Source organism: Paenarthrobacter sp. 10L412, from assembly GCF_056395565.1.
This window is the reverse complement of record NZ_JBFTJT010000007.1, coordinates 191,738-210,863: the sequence shown is the minus strand read 5'-3', so window position 1 is coordinate 210,863 and position 19,126 is coordinate 191,738. Positions and strand designations below refer to the sequence as shown.

Genomic DNA, 19,126 nt, shown 5'->3' with positions numbered 1-19,126 from the left:
TGTGTATTGGCGTGCGGGCACAGAAGTGCCCACGTCTACTGGTCAAGGCTACCCGACATGGCGTGCGTTCCCCGTATCCGGGCCCTTGGACAAGCAGGGGCGGCTGGGGTCAACAAACACCAGAGGGAGGCTGGCTCGTGGCCAGCCTCCCCCAAAGGCGATGCTTGATTTGGCGTCTCAGAGGCTGATGACAGAGCCCGATTTGGCGGAGTCCAGCACTGCCTCAGCGACCCGCAGGGTCTCAAGGCCTTCCGCCATCGTCACGATGTTCATCGACTTTCCGAGGATTGCGTCACGGAACGCCTCATGCTCCATCTTCAACGGCTCCCGCTTGGCAAGGGCGAAGCGGGTCGAGGATCCCTCAGATACGCCCCGGAAGGCCGCAACGGAATCCCAGTCCGTCTGGAACGTTCCGTTTTCCACGAAGGTCAGGTCTGCAGAAATGGTGTCGGCGATGAATGCCCCACGTTCGCCCAGAACGACCGTTGTACGTTCCTTCATGGGTGACAACCAATTCACGATGTGGTTGGTCACGACACCGCTCTTGAGGTGGCCAATGGCTGTAACCATGTCTTCATGTTCGCGGCCACTGCGGGAGGTCGTGTGCGCTACGACGTTCACGAAGTTGCTCTGCGCCAGCCATGCGGTGAGGTCGATATCGTGCGTCGCAAGATCCTTGACCACCCCGACGTCGGCGATGCGCGCCGGGAAGGGTCCCTGCCGTCTTGTGCTGATCTGGTAAACGTCACCAAGGTCACCATTCCCGAGTCGCTCGCGAAGGCTTTGCAGGGAAGGGTTAAAGCGCTCGATGTGACCGACCGCGCCGATGAGGCCATTGGCTTCGAAGGCCTTGGCAATGCGTCCGCCCGACTCGGAATCGTTCGCGATCGGCTTCTCGACGAGGCAGTGGATACCAGCCTCAGCAAGCCGCAACGCCACTTCCTCATGCAGGATGGTCGGCACGGCAGCCACTGCCATGTCGATTCCCTGCTCAATCAGTTCCTCAACTGTGTTGTAGACAGTCAGGCCATCAGCAACATTGTGTGGATCGCCGAACGAATCCGCGACAGCCACCAGGTCAACGCCGTCAAGCTCGCGGATGACGCGGGCATGATGGCGGCCCATCATACCCAGTCCGATGAGGCCTGCGCGGAGGTTTGCCACTAGCTTCCTGCCTTTGCGATGGCGTTGACGGCCGTCACGATACGGTCCAGATCATCCTGGCTCAACGATGGGTGCACCGGGAGGGACAGCACGCTGGCTGCAGATTCCTCAGTTACAGGCAGCTCATCCGATGTCTGGAAGGGCGCAAGGCGGTGGTTCGGGATGGGGTAGTACACGCCACAGCCGACGTTGTACTCCTCACGCAATGCCTTAGCGAAACCATCGCGGTCATCGGTAATGCGGATGGTGTACTGGTGGTAGACGTGCTCATACCCCTCGGCTACCTTCGGGGTGATGACGCCTTCGATGTTTGCGTCAAAGAAGGCTGCGTTTTCCTGCCGGGTCTTGGTCCAGCCTTCGACCTTTGTCAGCTGGACGCGGCCGATGGCTGCATGGATGTTGGTCATGCGGGCGTTAAAGCCAACCAACTCATTCTCGTACTGGCGCTCCATGCCCTGGTTGCGCAAGAGACGGAGGCGACGTTCGACGTCGGCCAGGCCTGTGCTGACCATCCCACCCTCGCCGGAGGTCATGTTCTTCGTGGGGTAAAGGCTGAACATGGCGAAGTCGCCGAAGGTTCCGACCTTGCGGCCGTTGACAGCGGCACCATGAGCCTGGGCCGCATCCTCGAACACCTTGACCCCGTGCTTCGCAGCGAGCGCGCCAATGGCATCGACGTCGAAGGGGTGCCCATAAAGGTGGACCGGCATGATCGCCGCCGTGCGGTCGGTAATCTTCGACTCAACAGAGGCAGGATCCAGCGTGTAGTAATCCGGGTCAACATCGGCAAAGACTGGCGTGGCTCCGGTCAGTGCGACCGAGTTGGCCGTTGCTGCGAAGGTGAAGGAAGGAACAATGACTTCGTCGCCGGCGCCTATGCCGGCGGCCAGAAGGCCAAGGTGCAGCCCTGAGGTGCCAGAGTTGACGGCGACAGCTGCGCGGCCGTCCAGAAGTACTTGGGAAAATTCCTGCTCGAAGGACGCAACCTCCGAGCCTTGGGCAAGCTGGCCGGAGGCCAGAACTGCCTCTACGGCCTTGCGTTCGTCGTCGCCAATGATGGGTTTGGCGGGGGGAATGAATTCGGGGCTCATGCCTCTACCTCTCGAAGTGTCTCGTTCTGTTCAACATATATGGCGCCGGTTTCCGGGCATACCCAGTTCCCGCCAATGTTCTGCAGCGGGAAGCCCGCCTTACCGACCCAGCCCCGCCGCTTGGCCGGAACCCCGACCATCAGCGCGAAATCAGGGACATCTTTGGCAACAACCGCTCCGGCGGCTACGGTGGCCCAGCGTCCGATGGTCACGGGAGCGACGCACACGGCGCGGGCACCAATGGACGCTCCTTCACGAATAGTGACGCCCACAGGCTCCCAGTCGTGCGCACTCTTCAGACTTCCGTCCGGACCTACAGCACGGGGATAGGTATCGTTCGTCAGCACTACTGCCGGACCGATAAACACGCCGGCCTCCAGTTCTGCGGGCTCGTAGACAAGTGCATAGTTCTGGACTTTGCAGTTGTCCCCCATCTTGACGCCGGTGCCGATGTAGGCACCGCGTCCGACGATGCAATTGACGCCCAATTCGGCTTTCTCGCGGACCTGGGCCAGATGCCAGATCTTGGATCCATCACCAATTACCGCCTCGTCTGAAACATCGGCGCTCTCTGCAACCACTATCACCGGTGAAGGTCCCTTCTCATTGAGCACACGCGACAACGAGTTTCATCTTAGCCGAGACGCCATGTCCTCGCGTCAAGCCAGCGTCTTCAGCTGGTATCGCCAACAGTTGTCCACATAGCCCGGGAAAGGGGCAGCAACCTGCCCGGAAATTCCATAGCCTCAGTTCTGGACGGCTGCGGGAATCCAGGAAGGAATGGGGAAATGATCTTTGAGTGCACACTGGTACGCGGCCCGAAAGCCGGTTCACCGGAGCTCCCGGAAGAGCTGACAATCACTGCCTTCGGCGGAATGCCGGGCTCAGAACTCCAGCGGCAATTGCAGGAGGCCCGGGGGGTCGGGCCCCTGTCAGTTGCAGGGGAAGACCTATCCGCCCTGACTGTCGGACACCCGCCACTCGTGGCCGGGGCAGTCCTGGTGGACGGACACTGTTCCGCGGAAAAGTCAGACTCTCCGGCAACGCCGCTCCTGCTCCTGGCACACACCGGACCGGGGGCCGGCTCAGTCTTTGCACTCCAGCGCGGTTACCACCACCTTGGCCGTGGCGCTGTCGACATTCGCATCCCTGATCCGGGGATGTCCCGTGAGCATGCCGTGTTGGAGGTGTCCAGCACCGCATTGAGCGTCACAGACACGGGGAGCCGGAACTCGGTACTTGTTGATGGGGAGCGAGTCCGGGAAAAGACGGTGACATCGTCGTCGAGAATTCGCTGCGGCAACACCACCTTCACTATCGTTACGTCAAACAGCTCCACTGCCGGGATTCATGCCGATGCCGGCCGTTCTGTTCAAGTGCCACTTGAAGTCCAGCGTCAGACGAGCTCTTTGAACCGGTGGTCAGTTGCGGTTGCGGCGGGACTCCCGTTGGTAGCAGGCGTTGGTCTTGCACTCGCAACGGGAATGTGGATGTTCCTTGGGTTTACGGCCGTTTCCGCGCTGAGCCTCCTTGTTCCGATGATCAGCGGAAGGAAGGGACGCCGGGAGTTCAGGCTTGCCGTCGCAACGGCGGCACTGCAGGACGCCGAACGCCGCCGCCGATGTTCGCCGTCTGCGGCAGAGATCATCGTTGCCACCTTGGCCCCGGCGGCAGGCTTGGTCCTGAAGTCTCCGGCACCTCTGACATTGCCCGTCCCTGGGGCAGGATCGCCTGATGCATCACGACAAGGTACGGACGCCGGCTCCGGAACGTGGGTCCGGCTAGGTACGGCGCCTACGCTGGCCAATGTGCGGCTCGTCCCTGCAGATCCCCATTTCCGTCCACCAGCAATCGGCGCCATGCCAGTGACGCTGGGCTTGCACCCCGCGATTGTTGCGTTGCATGGCCAGGCCGAGCACGTGGACGCCCTGATCCGTTTCATCGTCATGCAACTGGCAAGTTTCCCAGGGTCATCGTCCACACCGATCATTTTTCTTGGACCGATAGGCCGGCTGCCTCTCAGCGCCCGGTTCCTGCCGTACCTGACGCTTGCCACGAATGATGCGGCCGCAACGGCAGCTCTTCGAAGGTTGAAGGGAACCAACAATGGCAGGCTCATCGTTCTCGATGACTCGCCGGGGGATGACCGCGATACCAAACTCCTGGATGCCGCCTTGGAGGCTTCGTGGCAGGTGTTGCGGCATTCCGGCTCCCATGCCGAACCCACTGGTGTGGCCATCGAGATGGGACAGTCTGGTACATCCGCCGTTTTGCAGGTCCCCGGTGGCCGGCAGGAGTTCATCCCGGATATGGTTCCGCTGAAGGCTTTCGAACAGTTTTGCCGCACAGTGGCGTCCAATCCGCATCGGGAAGGTCCTGCCGACGACGGCATACCAGGATCCTGCTCTTTGAATGACCTGCTTCCAGGCGGACCTCGAGGCATACTCCGGCGATGGGTTGGCGAGAACGGGCCAAACGAGCTCCAGGCAATTCTGGGGCAGGGCCAGGACGGCCCCTTGACGTTTGACTTCCATGTCGACGGACCCCATCTCCTGGTAGCCGGAACGACCGGCGCCGGGAAGTCAGAACTCCTGCGGACGATCGTGGCGTCCATGGCGCTGAATCATTCGCCGGACCAGGTGACCTTCCTGTTTGTCGATTTCAAGGGCGGCTCCGGACTACGCCCTTTACTTGGGCTTCCGCACTGCGTGGGCCTTCTTACTGACCTTGGAAGTCATCATCTTGACCGGGTGCTTACTTCCCTGCGAGGCGAGATCCGACGTCGCGAGGAGTTGTTCGCGGACGCTGGGACTTCAGACTTGGCTGCATATCAACGTTCACCTGCTGCTACAGTGGCGGCGATCCCCCACCTGGTTCTTGTTGTGGATGAGTTCCGAATGTTGGTCGACGAAGCCCCCGGAGCGCTTCGTGAGCTGATGCGCGTTGCCGCCATTGGACGGTCCCTGGGCATTCATCTGGTCATGGCTACACAAAGGCCACAGGGTGCGTTGACCGCCGACATCCGCGCCAACGTCACGTCAAGCATCGCCCTGCGTGTTCAGTCGGATGCGGAGTCGATGGACATCATCAATTCCAAAGCCGCAGCATCCATCGGAGTCGATGTCCCTGGGCGGGCGTATCTTGTGAGGGCCACCGGTAACCCCGAGGAATTCCAGACGGCGTCCCTTGCTGTGCCAGCCACGGTCAGCCGGTGGGCCCCGGGGGCAGCAATCGTTCAGTCGGCCATAGGGGCCTTGCACCCTCCGCAGCAAATACAGCCAATGGTCGGGAAGTCCACGGCACAGGCGGAAGCAAGGGCGGAAGCGGTGGTCTCGGCAACCCGAACCGTCTGGCGCTCCTTGGGGCGGACCGACCCCAGGCAACCTGTAGCCCCACTGTTGCCGGCATCCATTGCATGGAATGAAGAGCTATCCGCTTTCGGTGTGGCAGGCAAGGATGTTGAAGACGTACCGGGCGCTTCGATGGCCGCCGTGGGTCCATTGGGAATCGTGGACAGACCGGAACAGCAGTCAGTTGAGGCCCTGCAATGGTCACCCACCGACCATGGTCACTTCGCCATGATCGGCAGCAGTTCCAGTGGAATGCACGAAAGTTTCAAGGCTGCGTCGGCGATGCTGGCGGCGCACGGGACCCCACAGCATCTGTACATCCTGGATTCGACTGGAATGCTCGGAAAGCCCCGCCAAGGCGGCAGCTATGGCGCCACCTTGGGCCTGCATCAGTTGGCATTGGCGGTACGGGTCCTTGAGCGGCTCACGGAAGAAATGGCACGTCGACGCGCCGAGGGCCAGGACGTGTCCACAAGTCCCCGTTTGGTCCTGGTGGTTACTGGCTGGTGCTCCTGGGCCGCAGCCCTCCGATCAGGGCGTTTCGCGTGGGCAGAGGACCTTTTGAGGGACATCATCCGGGACGGGACGCCCCTTGGCGTCACAGTCCTGATCTCCGGCGAACGCGAACTCGTCAGCTCACGCTTTTTCTCCGCAATCCCAAACCGGGCATTTTTCCCAACAGGCGCCACGGAGGAATCGCGCTATCACTGGCCCCGCCTTCCGGAAGTCGAGTCTGTCCCCGGGCGCGCTGTTGCCATGGGTGGATTTGTTCAGGGCGCAGCCACGGTGGTTCATTTCCGCACTGCACCAAGCGGGACGGACTGGCCGTTCGTTGATCTTCAACCTTCGTCGGAACCACCCTTCCGGGTCCGGCCCCTCCCCGAATCCCTCAGCACGTCTGATTTCGATGTCGCGATGGCAGCTATCCCAAGACCATCGCGGCCATCCTCGGGATCGGCGCAGTCCGGCAACTACCGCGTTGCAGCTGAAGACCTGGATAGCGGGATATCCCCGGACTCCGTTCCCTTGTGGATCGGCCTTGGGGGTGACGAATCGGTTCCCATGTCATTTCCCCTTGGGCCGTGTGGAGTCAGCATCGTCATTGGGGGCCATGGCTCCGGCAAGACTTCAGTGTTGGCATCCCTGACGTCCCTTAATCCCCAGGTTCCGTGGGTCTTCCCGGGAGTTGGAACTGCTGCCGGCGCTTTCTGGGCAACCGTGGCCCGCTCAGCCACCGCGGGATCGCTGGATCCTGCAAGCATCCTCTGCGTCGATGACGCCGATCTCCTGGATCCGGAGGGGCGGGCAGCTCTCGCCGTCCTGGTTGGCCGGACACGAGGCGTGATCATGGCTGCCACGTCGGGTCCCGCATTGCTTCAGCGCTTGCCACTGGCTGGAGAGGTCCAGGCCAATGGCATGGGCCTCATTCTGGCTCCGAGGACTCCCCTGGACGGCGACATCCTCGGCGTGAGGTTGGAAACAGAAACCTCACCGCGTGCTGGTCGGGGTGTAATTGTCCGGGGAAACCGTGTGGTCCAGGTGCAGGTGGCGTTCACTAGCGACTCCTCGACGCACATCAGCGCCATCGGAGGTCATGGCAGCATTCGCTAGAGCGCGCCCTGCGTCCCTCCCGCTCGTGACGCATATGCGATAACGCTCTTATGGAAGAGAAACACGATCGCGGCCAGGGCAGGCAAAATCATAGCCAACCCTGGCAGAACCAAGCCGCCGGTCATGGTTGGGAAACCAATGGTAAGGACGAACAACTGAGCCACCAGGGCTGCCGCGCGGGTCCATCGGTACCCGCGGAACAGGAAATGGCCCACTGCGAACAGCCAGGCCGAGAAGGCCAATAAGAGGCCCAGGGTGAAGACCGCTCCCCAAAACGTCAGGACAGGAGCTCCGGTCAATAGTTCGAACGCGTACCAAGCCGCAGCACCCAGGAGGGCCAGTGCTTCCAGCACGACAACGATCGAAATAATCAGGATTCCAGGGGGCTTCTTGCCACCGGATTCCAGCCCTCGAGTTATGGGGCCCTCAGGCAAAGGTCTCACTGGACCGTTGTTTCCATCTGATCCAGAGTTTGGTTGGGCCGGGTTAACAGGAGGTCTTGACACACTGGCACACTACCGGACATAGTCATCTAGCAGTGAGGGCACTGGCGGCTGATGTGATGCATCGCTCACGGATTCAGGGCATTTCAACGACTAATACCCCTTGTTTACAAGGCGTTAACATGAAACGCTTGACTCAGACGACCAAGGGGGCCCATGCGGGCCCCTTTCCTTTGGAGCCTCTCGTGAATGTTTTCACAAAAGGCTCAAACTAGTTCTCACGAATGGAGTGACTGATCAGCATGGATTGGCGTAATCGCGCAGCCTGCCTCGACAAGGACCCGGAGCTCTTTTTCCCAGTCGGCAACACGGGACCAGCACTTCTGCAGATTGAGGAAGCAAAGAGCGTTTGCCGCCGGTGCCCCGTCGTGGACACTTGCCTTCAGTGGGCTCTTGAGCCGCGGACCAYRTGGTCCGCGGCCTTCTGCGTTAATGGAGTCTTCTGCCTTAATAAGGCCTTCTGCTTTTAGACAGCCGCCTGTTAAACCCCTCCACCTCCGGAAGCGCTATGCGCGCGCGAGATTCAGGACAATTTCGACGGCGGTACCGCCACCGTCCCGTGGGCTCCATTGAATGGATCCCCCAAGCTCACTTGTAACCAGGGTACGCACGATCTGCAGACCCAGGCCTTCCGTATATTGGCCGTCCGGCAACCCAACGCCGTCATCGGCAATTGTCACTGTCAAGAACTCGTCATTTCCGTCTCCCGCTGCACGGTCAGCCAGCAACCAAACAGTTCCCGTCCGTCCCTCCAAACCGTGCTCCACAGCGTTCGTGACCAGTTCGTTGATGACCAGGGCCAGAGGCGTGGCGAAATCGCTGGGCAGTTCGCCGAACATCCCGGACCTTTCGGTGCGTACTTGCTGGGAAGGTGAAGCGACTTCGGCAGAAAGCCTGAACTGGCGCCCAATGAGTTCATCGAAGTCGACGCTTTGAGTCAGGCCTTGGGACAGTGTCTCGTGAACAAGCGCGATGGTAGCCACGCGCCGCATGGCCTGTTCCAGTCCCTGTTTTGCTTCGTCGCTGACCATCCGTCGGGACTGCATACGCAGCAGGGCAGCAACGGTCTGGAGATTGTTCTTGACCCGGTGGTGGATCTCGCGGATCGTCGCGTCCTTAGTGACCAGCTCCATTTCGCGGCGCCTCAATTCGGACACATCGCGGCACAAAACAAGGGCACCAAAGCGATGTTGCTCGTCGCGCAAAGGAATGGCACGCAGGGAAAGGCTGACCCCCCTGGACTCAATCTCGCTGCGCCATGGCATTCGGCCCGTGACAACCAACGGCAGTGTCTCGTCCACCATGCGCCGATCCTTCAGCAATCCGGCCGTCACTTCAGCGAGGGAACGTCCTTCCAGGGACTCGACCTCGCCCAGGCGCCGGAAAGCAGACACCCCGTTGGGGCTTGCGTACTGCACAATGCCTTCGGCGTCGAGCCGGATGAGTCCGTCCCCTACACGCGGGGCACCTCTGCGGGATCCGGTTGGCGATGCGAAATCAGGCCACAACCCGAGAGTTCCCATGCGAAGGAGGTCGTAGGCGCATTGCCGATACGTGAGTTCCAGCCTGGATGGCATACGGGAACTGGACAGGTCCATATGGGAGGTGACAACGGCGAGGGTCCTGCCGTTGCGCACCATCGGCACGGCTTCGACACGCAGCGCCATCTCGCTGCTCCAACTCGTTTCACTGGAGCGCTCAATGGAGCGGCTGTTCCAGGCCTTTTCCACGAGTGGACGAAGATCCGAGCGGATGCCCTCACCCACGAAGTCCGCGTGAAACACCGTATGCGATGTCGACGGACGTACGTGGGCGAGGGCGATGTACCCAAACTCCGGATGCGGAAACCACAAGGCGAGGTCCGCAAACGCCAGGTCGGCGACCATTTGCCAATCGCCTACCAGGAGGTGCAGCCATTCAGCATCTCCAGGCCCGAAATCAGCGTGTTCCCTGATGGGGTCTGTAAAGATTGCCACTGCACCTCCATTTGCGACGCTGGGACCAACCCTTAGCGTCGAACGATTGACCTCAAGAGCCTTAATGCTACCGATAGTGAAGCCATGTCATCGGCTTCGAGGGAATTGACCTCATCAAACATGGTCTTCGCCCGTCCGAGTTGTTCGGCGTTCAGGCCTTCCCACGTCCTCAGGCGATCCTCTGCGGGGGTGCCGGGCGTGCTCGACTCAAGAACCGACGTCGTCATATCTGCGACGGTTGAGTAGAGGTCGTCCCGGAGCGCCGCACGGGCAAGTGCCTGCCAGCGGTCGTCTCGGGGCAGTGCGCTGATCCGTTCCAGCAGCGAGTCCACGTGGAAGCGGTTGAATACCGTGTAGTAGACATGCGCCACTTCCTCGACGCTGTTGGTCCCGGTCTGGGCAATCCTTGCGATGTCCAGCAAAGCATAGCTCTCGAACAGCTCCGCCCACCTGTGCGCCAGGTGATCCGGCAACTCCCAGCCACGCGCCTTTTCCAGCCAGCCGCTGATCCGAACTTTGTCATCGCCACGCAGGTAGTCCAGCAATTTGGCCCGAAGAGGCGCCATCATGGGCTTGAACGACTTCACGACGTCGGCAATCGGGCGGGACGCCATGCCCTGCCCGAGCACCCACCGGACTGCGCGGTCCAGGAGTCGGCGGACATCCAGGTGGACTTCGCTCCAGTGCTCGGTGGGGAACGATGCCGGAAGGGCATTCAATTCCTCAACCATCGGATCGAGATCGTAGATTTCACGCAACGCCACGAATGCCTTGGCTACCGCTACCTCGTTGGCCGACGTTTCTTCGATCGCCCGGAAGGCGAACGTGATGCCACCGAGGTTGATGATGTCGTTGGCCACCACCGTAGCGATGATTTCGCGCCGCAGCGGGTGGGTGTCCAGTTCGGCGTCGAACCTCTCCCGCAACTGTTTCGGGAAGTAGGCCCGGATCGTCTCCTTGAACCAGGGGTCGTCGGCCAGGTTGCTGTCCCGGAGGGCACCCGCCAACTCGATCTTCGCGTAAGCAGCCAGGACAGACAGCTCGGGAGACGTCAGACCCTGTCCCTGTTCCAGGCGCTGGCGCAATGTTTCGGTAGTGGGCAGTGCCTCCAGGTCACGCTTGAGGTCGGCTGATTTTTCCAGCCAGTCCATCAGGCGCTCGTAGCTGGGGCTCCAGTCCGCAACCCGGGTGCGGTCGTTAAGGAGCAGGATGTTTTGGTCGATGTTGTCCTGCAGGACCAGGCGGCCGACTTCCTCGGTCATATCAGCCAGGAATGCTGCGCGTTCTGTGGCCTCAAGCTTCCCGGCCGCCACCATACGGTCAACGAAGATCTTGATATTGACCTCGTGGTCGGAGCAGTCAACGCCCGCTGAGTTATCAATCGCATCCGTATTGAGGATGACACCCTGCAATGCGGCTTCAATACGTCCACGCTGGGTCAACCCCAGGTTGCCGCCTTCACCGACTACCTTGACGCGCAGGTCCTTGCCGTCCACGCGGATGGCGTCATTGGCTTTGTCCCCTACAGCAGCATGTGTCTCCGTGCTGGCCTTGACGTAGGTGCCGATGCCACCGTTGTACAGAAGGTCCGCCGGGGCAAGCAGGATTGCCCGAAGCAATTCGGGAGGGCTCAGCTGGGTTGTTCCGTCCGGCAACCCCAGGGCCTTTCGTACTTGGTCCGACACGGGGATTGTCTTGGCTTGACGTGGGTAGACGCCACCCCCTTCGCTGATGAGGGTCCGATCATAGTCATCCCACGAAGACCGCGGGAGCTCAAAGAGCCTCTGCCTCTCCGCGTACGATGCGGCCGTGTCCGGGTTGGGATCCAGGAAGATATGACGATGGTCAAATGCCGCCACGAGCCGGATGTGGCGCGAAAGCAACATGCCGTTGCCGAAAACGTCACCTGACATGTCGCCCACGCCGACGACGCTGAACTCTTCGGTCTGGGTGTCGAGGTCGAGTTCACTGAAGTGCCTCTTCACTGACTCCCAGGCGCCGCGGGCGGTGATACCCATGGCCTTGTGGTCATAGCCTACGGATCCGCCTGATGCGAAGGCGTCGCCAAGCCAGAATCCATATTCGGCAGCCAATCCGTTGGCTGTGTCTGAGAACGTCGCGGTTCCCTTGTCGGCTGCCACCACCAGATAGGAATCATCGCCGTCATGGCGAACAACGTCCGACGGCGGCACAAGCCGTTCGCCCTCCGCTGTGGTAACGAGGTTGTCAGTGATGTCCAACAAGCCGCGAATGAAGGTCTTATAGCTTTCAACCCCCTCGGCCATCCAGGCGGCGCGGTCAACTGCGGGGTTGGGCAGCTTCTTCGCGAAGAAGCCACCCTTGGCGCCGGTGGGTACGATCACCGCGTTCTTCACGGTCTGCGCCTTCACCAGGCCCAGGATTTCAGTACGGAAGTCCTCCCTGCGATCGGACCAGCGAAGACCACCACGCGCCACCTTGCCAAAGCGGAGGTGGACGCCCTCCACCCGCGGAGAGTAAACCCAGATTTCGAACATGGGGCGCGGGAACGGCAGACCATCGATGGTGGTGGGATCCAGCTTGAAGCTCAGGTATCCCTTGTTTTGGAAGAAGTTGGTGCGCAACGTGGACTCAATGAGGTTGACGAAGGTCCGAAGCACGCGGTCCGCGTCCAAGGTGGCGACTTGCTCGATAGCTTCTGCCAGGGCAGCTCTTGCGGCACCTTGCTGCTGGGGACGCTTGCTTTCCTCGACGCTGGGATCAAAGCGGGCGGCAAACAGGACGGTCAGACCCCGTGCAACATCCGGATTGGCCAAGAGGGTATCGGCGATGAACCCAAAGGAGTTGGTATTGCCCATCTGGCGCATGTACTTGGCGTAGGCCCGGAGGACCACCACTTGGCGCCAGTGCATGCCTTCGCGGAGCACAAGGCGGTCAAAGTTGTCAGACTCGACGGCCCCTGTGACTGCAGCACCAAATGAGTCAGCCAGGAGATCTCCGGTGGCGAGCGGGTCTATGCCAGCCGGGTACTTCAGCCCAAGGTCATACAGGAAAAAGTCGCGGTGGTCAGCGGTTTCGATTTCGAAGGGCCGTTCGTCCAGGACTTCGAGGCCAAGGTTGTGGAAGTAGGGAAGGATCTGGCTCAGGCTCTTGGGCTCCATTAAGTAGAGCTTGACCCGAGCATCCTCCTCCAATGCGTCACCGGCACCTTCGGGAAGGTACACGTGCACGCCGGGGCGGAGTTCCTTGCTCGCTTCCCCTGCCCGTTCGGCCTGGGCGCCATACTTTTCAAACCGTTCGATGTCCTCCAGCGCGTCTTCAACCTCGTAGTCGACGCGGTAACCGGGAGGGAACGCTTCAGCCCACAAGGCGGACAGTACGTCAGCGCTCTCCGCGGGACGGTTCTCCCGAAGTACCTCGGCGATGCCTTCGCTCCAGGACCTGGAGGCACGCATCAGCCGGTGTTCGAGTTCTTCTACGTTGACATCGGCAAGTTCCGCGGTGCGAGGCAGCCTGATCCTGAAGAAGACGCGCGCAAGGGCCGACTCCGTGATCCTGGCTTCGTAGTCAATGCTCTCAGCTTGGAAGGTCTCGCGTAGTTCCTGCTCAATACGGAGCCGGACACTCGTGGTGTACCGGTCACGCGGCAGGTATACGACTGCGGACATGAAACGTCCGTAAATGTCGGGGCGCAGGAAAAGCTTGGTCCGGCGCCGTTCCTGGAGTCGCTGGATCCCGGTGGCCGTGGCCGCAAGGTCCGGGATTTCGATCTGGAACAGTTCGTCGCGGGGGTATGTTTCCAGGATGCCCAGGAGGTCCTTGCCCGAGTGTGAATCCATGGGGAAGCCTGCGTTACGCAACACCGCATCGACCTTGTCCCGGACAATGGGAATGTTGCGGACCGATCCGGTGTAGGCGCTTGTGGCGAAAAGCCCGATAAAGCGCCGCTCACCATTGACGTTCCCCGCTGCGTCGAAGCTCTTGACTCCGATGTAGTCCAGGTACGCCGGACGGTGGACGGTTGAGCGGGAGTTGGCCTTTGTGATCACCAGTGCCCGCTTTTCACGGGCGCGCTTGCGGCCGGCGTCGGTGAGGTGCTGGATCTGCCGGGTGTTGTCGCCGGCGCGGAGCAAGCCAAGTCCGCTGTCCTCACGAAGCTCCAGGACGTCCTCGCCGTTTTCGTTCACGAGGTCGTATTCGCGGTACCCAAGGAAGGTGAAGTTGCCGTCATCCAGCCAGCGCAAAAGGTCCTGCGCCTGCCTGAGTTCGGCAATCTGCTCAGGGTGCGAGACGCTTCCAAGCGCTTCTGCAAGTTCCAGTGCCTTGCTGCGCATTTTCGACCAGTCTTCAACGGCCGCGCGAACATCCCCGAGGACACGTTGAAGGCCGGCAACCAATTCTGCGCGGGCTTCCTCGCTTACGCGGTCAATTTCGACGGCGATCCAAGACTCCATGTGCGACGAGTTGTCGTTGTCGCCGAGCAGGTGGGCGACGCTGGGCAGTGCCGCGGTGTCGCCACTGGAGATGCCGATATTTGACGGGACCCTGGAAACGTTGCTGAGTTCGCCCGAGACACGGTCGCGGGTAACCACGAACAGCGGGTGCATCACCAGCCGGATGGCGCAGTTTTGGCGAACGAGTTCGGCGTTAACGGAATCAACGAGGAACGGCATGTCATCAGTAACGATGTAGACAACGTTTCGGTCAGCCTCGACGCCGATTTCCACAATGGCATTTCCAGGTCGCCGGGACTGAGCAACTTTCCTATGTGTGCTTGCCCGCGAAATCAGCAGCTCAGGCGCATACGCCCGGGAGTCCTCCTCTGCGAGATGCTCATAGTAGTCACCGAAGAACCCCTCACGGACAACTGCTGCATCGGACCGATCCTCCACGCTGGATCCTGACGACATCTACAAACGCCTCCATCACATGTTGATTGCTGCGACTCTGCAGCCCACATGGCGAGCCTAGCGCTTAAGCAGACCGAAGGCTCTGGAAGATCGGCCAAGGGATTTCTGATTTTGCTGGATAGGTGCACATACCAACCCCGCAATGGCTTTACGCAAGGGAGAGTCGGGTGATGATTCCAACAAGACAGACCCCGATAACAGCGCGGCATCGCACGCTTCCGCGTCTGCAGGTAAGTAGGCATCAACGCCATGGCCAGGCCCGAAGCGCTCCCAGGCCTCGGATAACTGCTGCCTGGGCGAACGGCCCGCCGACGCCCGTTTTACCTTATTGAGGAGCACGCGTGGCGCTGCCTGTGGAACCGCAGCTTCGAGCTCGGCCAGGCCACGGACCAACCGTGGGACGCCGATCGCGTCCGCAGCCCCCACGGCAAAAACCTCGTCTGCCAGCTCCAAGCTGCGCAGGGTAGCGCCATTGCGGCGTGGCGCCATAGTGTCAAAGCTCAGCTCCTCGTCTGCTTCCAGGCAGAAACCGGTATCCACGACAACTACCTCGGCCACCTGTTTGGCCCTTTCAAGGACAAGCGAGAGCGCAGAGGCCCTCAGTTCAGTCCAGCGGTCCGCCCTTGTGGTTCCAGTGAGCACTCGAAATCCACCACTCTTGGTGAAGACAGGCGTAGCAGCCCGGTCCAGTGCCTCCGAATCCAGCAATCCTTGGTCAGCGAGCCTGCAGGCCTGGGCGAGGCCGGCCGACTCCTCCAACAGCCCCAGCATGGCCGACACGCTCGCACCGTAGCTGTCAGCATCCACAAGAATCACGGACTTGCCTTCGGCCGCCAACTCGGCAGCCATGTTGACCGCAACCAGAGTTCTTCCCGGCGCTCCTGTTGGTCCCCACACTGCTATCACCCTCCCTGAGCCGGCCGCTTCGGGTTCTCGCGTTTCCGGCGCCACCTGGAATCCCGCAGATGAGCCTGCGAAGCCGGCGTCTGGAAACTTGCGGGCGCCGACGGGCCCACCGTGGCGACCCACTGCATCGGAAATCCTCACGGCAAGGGCAGCGGGGTCAATATCGGTGGACGCTGTTACTACACCAATGGCGGTGAGCCTCGAGACTTCCACCGGGTCCATAGTCAGGGCAAGAATGGACACACCTACAGCAGCCAGCCGATCCACCAATGTAGCGGTTAGTTCTTCGCAGCCTTCGGCAACGACTGCCGCCAGGGCAAGGCCGCTTTGGCAGGCAGCCATCAACTCCGCAAGCTCTGAACACCGGCGGACCACCGTGACGGGGCCATGCAAGCGCTCCAGCCCGCCAACCACCGCTTCCTGTGCCTGGCCAACAGTTATGACCGGGATGCTCATTGACTAATGCCCGCGGGGTTCCAAACAACAGATACCTTGGCGGCGTTGGCCTTGGCACCCAGCAGCTTGGGCATCTGCTTGTCCGTGACCAGCACCAGCACGACCGTTGTCTTTGAGGCACCGAGAGCACCGGAACCCGCTGTTACCTCTGCGATTTCGGCGCCGGGCAGCAATAGCTGTGGTTCTTCAAAAGCGTTTTGCGAGCCAGGCATGGCGACCCAGACGTCCACCTTCGCCCCGGGAACTGCCTGCGCTGGAAGTGACTCATCCATTGATATGGCCACAGGCTTGCGGTTCAGGACGTCAGCCTGCCCGAGGCTCTTCCGTGGAACGAGTTGGTCCTTTTCAATTCTCTGTAGCGCCACCTTGCCCTGGGCAATTCCGCCTTCCACGGTTACGTAGCCGGACTCGACGTCGTCCAAGCGAACCTGGACGACGGCCAGGTCCTCGGGCCCCACGGTTTGGCCAACCGCAATACCCTCCCGTGCGGCATAAACCTGCGTGGTCCGATCAGCGGTACTGACAACTGAGATGACTCCGGCGACGGATACCAGCATGAGCAGCACTCCCACCAGTAGCCGTGGATCCTTCCAAGACGGCTTCTTCAACCTGTTGCCAGCGACGCCTGTACTCGGATCCATTTTTCCTGCTCCCCCATTGAAGTTTCATGGCATGGTTACCCGCGCCGCCTCTTCATTGTTGCCGTGACCCGGCGCAAGCCAAAGTCAAGAACTCCAAATCATGGGAAATTGTGGATAACTGTGCCAAACGGTGCCAACAGGTGCCAAAATAGTCGCATGCCCCGATTCCTGACTCTGGCGGACGTCGCCGAACAACTGCAAATAAATTCGCCGCAGGCCTATTCCCTGGTACGCAGCGGTGAGTTGAAAGCCATTCAGGTCGGAGGACGCGGGCAATGGCGCATCGAGGAAAAGATGTTGGAGCAATACATCGAGGAGCGGTATGCCGAGGCCAGCCGCATGATTGAAGAGGCCAAGTCCAAGTCGAGTTAGCGTTGACGGCTACAGGCCTATGAACGGCTAGAGTCCTTGGTTCCCGCTTGAGCACAGGGCCGCAAGTGATGTAAAGGGAATAGTCCTCACCGCAGCGACTGCACTGCCCCGCCGCACCTCGCCCCGCGTATCGGCAAAATCGAAATGGTCCCGTCCCACCCTGTCGATGACGCCATGGAGCCTGTGGTCTCCGCCCCGACCGGTAGACAGGACCACTGTCACCGGCGCCCTGTCTCGGGAGAGCCCCCGGAGTGCGCTGGCAAGCCTTAGCGAACTTTGAACCTGGGAAACAGGTTTCCTGGCCAATCTTCCCAGTCCGTCGTAATGACTTACCGAGGCGCATGGAATGAGCCATTGCCGTCCGTTGTCGATCAACACAAACCAGTCCCCACCAATGTGGCCCAGGGTCCCCTGGAGAGAAATACCGCTGTTCAGCACCAAAGTGATCTCAGCTCCGGCGACGCCCCGAAGCCTGTCCGCGAGGTCCAGGCCGGCAAGCTCGACCCGCACACGTTCGGATATTTCCGATTCACGGACCAAGGCGCGCTCAGCAGAAAACTGCGCTTCCAGATCTTCAAAAAGAGAGTCCCATCTCATATCGTCACAATAGGGCCCGTAGCGCGTGGCGCCAACTGCAATTGGATTTTCCCGTCATGATTGGACAAAGCCCTTCGACTGTGCTCAGAATTGGCAAACAGTATCAAATGACATCAAACAGCATTAAAGAGCCGAAAGGGTAAGAATGAGCAGCGATCCCTCAAGGATCCGCCACGATGCCGCCTTGGCCGCCGTGCTCCTCGCGCTGGGACTTTTGCTGGTCATCGTTGGGCAGAGTCTAGTGGGGCAGTGGCAGGTGGATGCGGCCCACGGGCAGAGAAGTACGTTCGACCACCTCCTCGCCCTTGCATCCAGTGCCTCGGGAATTGCCATTGTGTCTTGGTGGATCCTCTCACTTTGCCTCGCAGCTTGGGCTGCGGTTCTGCATGGCGCGGGAAGGAGCGGCAGCGCCAACGCCATCGCCAAGTTCAGTCCAGGTTTCATGCTAAGGCTGGCGTTTGCCCTGCTAAGCCTGAATTTCCTTGGAATTCAGGCCGCACAGGCCGCCGCAACGCCCGAACCTCAATGGCAAGCCAGTGCCAGTGGCGCCTCAGGCACGGCAGCGTGGCATCCATCAGCTGGCGCACAAGGACTCCTGCCCACTGTGGGAATGGCTCCAGCACTAAGCACCGAAGAAAGCCACGAGGCAAGCCGGCGAGGGCCTGCCTGGCAGCCACGCCCTCCCATGGTGGAGCCCGGCTTCCTGTCGCGCCCAGGCTCTCGGGAGATAACGTTTGAACACCCCGCTGAGGCGAGCGTTGTCGTCAAGCCGGGTGACACGCTGTGGTCCATTGCCGCAGACAACCTTGGACCCTTCGCGACAGACGTTGACATCGCTCTCCATTGGCCGAGCTGGTATTCAGCCAACCGAAGGATCATTGGCAACGACCCTGCGACCCTGCGCCCGGGGCAAGTACTGCAGCCCCCAACGCCGGGCTAAGGTCCTCGCCGCCCGTAAGGAATCCGACTGTAATGGACGACACCCACTCAGGGGCACTCGTTCAAGACGTAAGACCAGTCCCATTGTCATCCCAGACGTAGCAACCTGAGCCAAGCGATGCCCGCGCAACGGCTCACAGAGTGAACTCATGAGGATTGACCATGACTGTTGTAACTGCACGCCGCCACGCAGACCGCCAAAGAACCAAACGTCCCGCAACGAATGCCGGAGCCGATGCTTCTACCCTTGACGTAAGGTTAGTGGCGCGAAGCATCGCCCAAGCTGCAGTCGAGGTACTTGCCGGGACAAGGTCCGTTGTCCAGCTGTCCAGATCCCTCGATGCGCAATGCTTTCTTTCGCTCCAGCATCGGGCCGCCCTTACCCGCGAACACGCTGCACGTACCCGCGGCTCGCTACAGGTTCACAGAAGCCCAATGGTCCGCTCCGTCCGGGCTTGCGCGATTTCAGACTCCATCTACGAGGTCAGCATCGTCGTCTCTGAGGAGCATCGCTCGCGCGCTATTGCCATGAGGTTGGAACACTCCGACGGGACGTGGCAGGTCACCGCACTGGAGATTGGCTAGGCACCTGGTTGGCTAGGCACGCGTGATTAGGCACCCGTGAGCCAAG

The 19,126-nt window shown here is 60.8% G+C and carries 13 protein-coding genes and 1 pseudogene; 5 read left to right on the top strand and 9 right to left on the bottom strand.

The features are described 5' to 3' along the window. Positions 1 to 177 precede the first annotated feature (177 nt). Genes AC1DD7_RS11245 through AC1DD7_RS11235 form a run of 3 tightly spaced genes read right to left on the bottom strand, consistent with a single transcriptional unit; the run spans position 178 to position 2,869 of the window. Positions 178 to 1,164, bottom strand: a complete 987-nt coding sequence (locus AC1DD7_RS11245; RefSeq protein WP_477515030.1) for a Gfo/Idh/MocA family oxidoreductase — start codon at positions 1,162 to 1,164, stop codon at positions 178 to 180. Then, positions 1,164 to 2,255, bottom strand: coding sequence for a DegT/DnrJ/EryC1/StrS family aminotransferase (locus tag AC1DD7_RS11240; RefSeq protein WP_477515029.1), 1,092 nt, complete (start codon positions 2,253 to 2,255; stop codon positions 1,164 to 1,166). Before AC1DD7_RS11240 ends, AC1DD7_RS11245 begins: the two co-directional genes overlap by 1 nt. Continuing rightward, entirely contained in the window at positions 2,252 to 2,869 is a 618-nt protein-coding gene (locus tag AC1DD7_RS11235) for an acyltransferase (protein WP_477515028.1), read from the bottom strand. Before AC1DD7_RS11235 ends, AC1DD7_RS11240 begins: the two co-directional genes overlap by 4 nt. A 174-nt stretch (positions 2,870 to 3,043) precedes the next feature. Here AC1DD7_RS11235 and AC1DD7_RS11230 point away from each other — a divergent pair, with 174 nt between their 5' ends. Further along, the gene (locus tag AC1DD7_RS11230) at positions 3,044 to 7,216 is read left to right on the top strand and encodes an FtsK/SpoIIIE domain-containing protein (RefSeq protein WP_477515027.1); all 4,173 of its coding nucleotides are present in this window, start codon (positions 3,044 to 3,046) and stop codon (positions 7,214 to 7,216) included. Here AC1DD7_RS11230 and AC1DD7_RS11225 read toward each other — a convergent pair. Continuing rightward, complete coding sequence (locus AC1DD7_RS11225; protein WP_477515026.1) at positions 7,213 to 7,659, bottom strand: hypothetical protein; 447 nt, start codon at positions 7,657 to 7,659, stop codon at positions 7,213 to 7,215. The genes AC1DD7_RS11230 and AC1DD7_RS11225 overlap by 4 nt on opposite strands. Positions 7,660 to 7,961: 302 nt before the next feature. Here AC1DD7_RS11225 and AC1DD7_RS11220 point away from each other — a divergent pair. Beyond that, positions 7,962 to 8,117 (top strand): annotated as a pseudogene (locus AC1DD7_RS11220) (WhiB family transcriptional regulator); the annotation flags it as partial. Between the two features lie 108 nt (positions 8,118 to 8,225). On the opposite strand, the gene AC1DD7_RS11215 reads toward AC1DD7_RS11220, so the two are convergent. Genes AC1DD7_RS11215 through AC1DD7_RS11200 form a run of 4 tightly spaced genes read right to left on the bottom strand, consistent with a single transcriptional unit; the run spans position 8,226 to position 16,587 of the window. After that, positions 8,226 to 9,695, bottom strand: coding sequence for a sensor histidine kinase (locus tag AC1DD7_RS11215; RefSeq protein ID WP_216924023.1), 1,470 nt, complete (start codon positions 9,693 to 9,695; stop codon positions 8,226 to 8,228). 32 nt (positions 9,696 to 9,727) lie between these two features. After that, a complete protein-coding gene (locus AC1DD7_RS11210; protein WP_477515025.1) occupies positions 9,728 to 14,584 on the bottom strand; it encodes an NAD-glutamate dehydrogenase in 4,857 nt (1,618 codons plus the stop codon). 57 nt (positions 14,585 to 14,641) lie between these two features. Further along, a complete protein-coding gene (locus AC1DD7_RS11205) occupies positions 14,642 to 15,946 on the bottom strand; it encodes a CpaE/TadZ family protein (RefSeq protein ID WP_477515024.1) in 1,305 nt (434 codons plus the stop codon). Then, positions 15,943 to 16,587, bottom strand: coding sequence for an SAF domain-containing protein (locus AC1DD7_RS11200; protein ID WP_477515023.1), 645 nt, complete (start codon positions 16,585 to 16,587; stop codon positions 15,943 to 15,945). The genes AC1DD7_RS11205 and AC1DD7_RS11200 overlap by 4 nt, the downstream gene beginning before the upstream one ends. Positions 16,588 to 16,743: 156 nt before the next feature. Here AC1DD7_RS11200 and AC1DD7_RS11195 point away from each other — a divergent pair, with 156 nt between their 5' ends. Beyond that, positions 16,744 to 16,959, top strand: a complete 216-nt coding sequence (locus tag AC1DD7_RS11195; protein WP_477515022.1) for a helix-turn-helix domain-containing protein — start codon at positions 16,744 to 16,746, stop codon at positions 16,957 to 16,959. A gap of 27 nt (positions 16,960 to 16,986) precedes the next feature. Here the strand turns inward: AC1DD7_RS11195 and AC1DD7_RS11190 are convergent, their stop codons facing one another. Next, the gene (locus AC1DD7_RS11190) at positions 16,987 to 17,556 is read right to left on the bottom strand and encodes a hypothetical protein (RefSeq protein ID WP_477515021.1); all 570 of its coding nucleotides are present in this window, start codon (positions 17,554 to 17,556) and stop codon (positions 16,987 to 16,989) included. Positions 17,557 to 17,701: 145 nt separating this feature from the next. Here AC1DD7_RS11190 and AC1DD7_RS11185 point away from each other — a divergent pair, with 145 nt between their 5' ends. Then, entirely contained in the window at positions 17,702 to 18,496 is a 795-nt protein-coding gene (locus AC1DD7_RS11185) for a LysM peptidoglycan-binding domain-containing protein (protein ID WP_477515020.1), read from the top strand. 161 nt (positions 18,497 to 18,657) lie between these two features. Beyond that, entirely contained in the window at positions 18,658 to 19,080 is a 423-nt protein-coding gene (locus tag AC1DD7_RS11180; RefSeq protein WP_477515019.1) for an Rv3235 family protein, read from the top strand. The last annotated feature ends 46 nt before the right edge of the window (positions 19,081 to 19,126 follow it).

What these genes read in the sequence shown, in the direction of transcription:
- AC1DD7_RS11240 (WP_477515029.1), bottom strand. Translation starts at nt 2,255, where the DNA reads ATGAGCCCCGAATTCATTCCCCCCGCCAAACCCATCATTGGCGACGAC.
- AC1DD7_RS11230 (WP_477515027.1), top strand. Translation starts at nt 3,044, where the DNA reads ATGATCTTTGAGTGCACACTGGTACGCGGCCCGAAAGCCGGTTCACCG.
- AC1DD7_RS11210 (WP_477515025.1), bottom strand. Translation starts at nt 14,584, where the DNA reads ATGTCGTCAGGATCCAGCGTGGAGGATCGGTCCGATGCAGCAGTTGTC.
- AC1DD7_RS11205 (WP_477515024.1), bottom strand. Translation starts at nt 15,946, where the DNA reads ATGAGCATCCCGGTCATAACTGTTGGCCAGGCACAGGAAGCGGTGGTT.
- AC1DD7_RS11200 (WP_477515023.1), bottom strand. Translation starts at nt 16,587, where the DNA reads ATGGATCCGAGTACAGGCGTCGCTGGCAACAGGTTGAAGAAGCCGTCT.
- AC1DD7_RS11195 (WP_477515022.1), top strand. Translation starts at nt 16,744, where the DNA reads ATGCCCCGATTCCTGACTCTGGCGGACGTCGCCGAACAACTGCAAATA.
- AC1DD7_RS11190 (WP_477515021.1), bottom strand. Translation starts at nt 17,556, where the DNA reads ATGAGATGGGACTCTCTTTTTGAAGATCTGGAAGCGCAGTTTTCTGCT.
- AC1DD7_RS11185 (WP_477515020.1), top strand. Translation starts at nt 17,702, where the DNA reads ATGAGCAGCGATCCCTCAAGGATCCGCCACGATGCCGCCTTGGCCGCC.
- AC1DD7_RS11180 (WP_477515019.1), top strand. Translation starts at nt 18,658, where the DNA reads ATGACTGTTGTAACTGCACGCCGCCACGCAGACCGCCAAAGAACCAAA.